Genomic DNA, 1,925 nt, shown 5'->3' on the forward strand with positions numbered 1-1,925 from the left:
GAACACACAGGGTTTATGGTATTTGTAAGGCATGGGTTTTACCTCTTGCTGTAATTAATTTCAATCAACACATTTATATAATGTCAAATCTAACCCTGGCTTGGCAGTACCCTTGAGGGTACCTTTTTTTCAACTGATGATAGTCTGGCCTAACTTAGGGGGGATATAGGTTTTGGTCTACAATAAAACTCCTCCCTCCTGAGCTCAGGAGGGAGGATATAGAGGAGAGATAGGAATTAATTTATGCCCAGAATTTTAAAGCCAGCCGTAAAAAAATCATTTCAAAGATTCCTAAGGATACAAAGTGGCAACTGGTTCGGCTGGCTCAGTACCCGCTCCGTTCTCTTCGATCTCCATTTCCTCATATTTAGTAAAGCACTTACGCTTAGCACCTACAGCTAGATCGAGCACAATGGGTACTTCTAATTTGATCGGAACTTGGAACACACAGGGTTTATGGTATTTGTAAGGCATGGGGTTTACCTCTTGGTGCAATTAATTTCAATCAACACATTTATATAATGTCAAATCTAACCCTGGCTTTACAGTACCCTTGAGGGTACCTTTTTTCCCTATAGACCTACTTAATCATTAATGGGAGCACATTCGACTTTGAGTAAATCGTCGCGAATCCATCCTTTGGCACCACTTACTGGAAAACCTACTCTGTGCCAACCATAGCCAAAGCTGTCTATTTTGTAATCTGGCTCTGGAGGAGTGGCTGTCAGCACGTAGACATTATCACCCACTAAACCATAACCCAAGCTTCTATAATTAGTTCCTGGTCCAGAACGTAAGGTGATCCGAGAATCGGGGTTGCTAGCAGTTAGGGTGGCTAGACAGTGGGAACGCTCACTAGGAAAAGTATGCTGAGCAAAAGCCTCAGTTGTAGGGACGGTAATTGCAGCAGCTGTAGCTAATAAGAAGATTGCTTTTTTCATTTGTTTTCTCCAATCATCAAGGTTTCTTATTTACTAGTAAAATAGAAATAACAGTTGGAGTGATTGGAGACAGTGCCACTTTATCAGTAGTCCTAAAGCTGACACCAATAAAGCCTTATTTTTCCATAGTTAACACTGTTTATAGTACAGACAGTTGAGAAACTGGTCTATGGTGGTCTTGTGGGCGGGGAATAGGGAATAGGGAATAGGGAATAGGGAGTAGGGAGATGGGGAGATGGGGAGATGGGGAGATGGGGAGATGAGCAACTGGCGTGAAAACCACTAAGATCTCGCTGCATCGCTGCTACCTGCTGCCTGCTCCCTCCTCCGTGATCCCTAAAAGCAAGCACGAGACTGGCAAAAAAAATCCCCTGGCTTGATCAGCCTAGGGGGGTTTCAGGGATTAATTATTATGAACTAATTCAAAGCCAGCCGTTAAAGATTCCTTTCAAATATGCCTAAAGGGACTAAGTGGTAGGAGGTGCGGGTGACTCAGTAGTTTCGTTACCTTCCGCCTCTTCGATCTCCATTTCCTCATATTTGTCAAAGCACTTGCGCTTAGCAGCGACAGCGATGTCGAGAACAATGGGTACTTCTAATTTGATCGGAACTTGGAACACACAGGGGTTAGAGTATTTGTAAGGCATGGGTTTTACCTCTTGGTGCAATTCATTTCAATCAACACATTTCTAGAATGTCAGATCTAACTCTGGCTTCACAGTACCCTTGAGGGTACCTTTTTTTTGAGCTGATCAGCTCATGGCCTAAGAGACTGTTTATCAGAGTGAATCTAATCACCGCTTAAGTCGCTGACTATTGGTGGGTTACGGCGGACAGCTCTCTTAAAGCGATGCAGTTGGCCAAAGGGGAGGCAGTGAGGCCAAAGGGGGTTCCCCCCATGAGCAACTGCCGTGGTTTCCACGGGGCAAACAGCGGTGCTCCCGCAGGTGACCCACACAGACCCAAAACCACTCGCTATTGCAT

General features: G+C 44.6%; 4 protein-coding genes. All 4 read right to left on the reverse strand.

All coding sequences use genetic code 11. The features are described 5' to 3' along the window. Window positions 1-291 precede the first annotated feature (291 nt). The 4 genes from F6K38_RS40635 to F6K38_RS40650 all read right to left on the reverse strand — a co-directional run bounded on the left by F6K38_RS40635 (window position 292) and on the right by F6K38_RS40650 (window position 1,588). Window positions 292-474 (reverse strand): hypothetical protein, encoded by a 183-nt coding sequence (locus F6K38_RS40635; RefSeq protein ID WP_008184257.1) that lies wholly within the window; start codon window positions 472-474, stop codon window positions 292-294. Between the two features lie 110 nt (window positions 475-584). Further along, window positions 585-941, reverse strand: coding sequence for an SH3 domain-containing protein (locus F6K38_RS40640; protein ID WP_287255543.1), 357 nt, complete (start codon window positions 939-941; stop codon window positions 585-587). 167 nt (window positions 942-1,108) lie between these two features. Then, window positions 1,109-1,240: a hypothetical protein gene (locus tag F6K38_RS40645; RefSeq protein ID WP_267872029.1), complete on the reverse strand. Its 132-nt coding sequence runs from the start codon at window positions 1,238-1,240 to the stop codon at window positions 1,109-1,111. Between the two features lie 168 nt (window positions 1,241-1,408). Continuing rightward, window positions 1,409-1,588 (reverse strand): hypothetical protein, encoded by a 180-nt coding sequence (locus tag F6K38_RS40650; protein WP_008184255.1) that lies wholly within the window; start codon window positions 1,586-1,588, stop codon window positions 1,409-1,411. Window positions 1,589-1,925: the final 337 nt, after the last annotated feature.

The sequence above is a fragment of the Moorena sp. SIO3B2 genome (genome assembly GCF_010692525.1).
Classification (GTDB): domain Bacteria; phylum Cyanobacteriota; class Cyanobacteriia; order Cyanobacteriales; family Coleofasciculaceae; genus Moorena; species Moorena producens.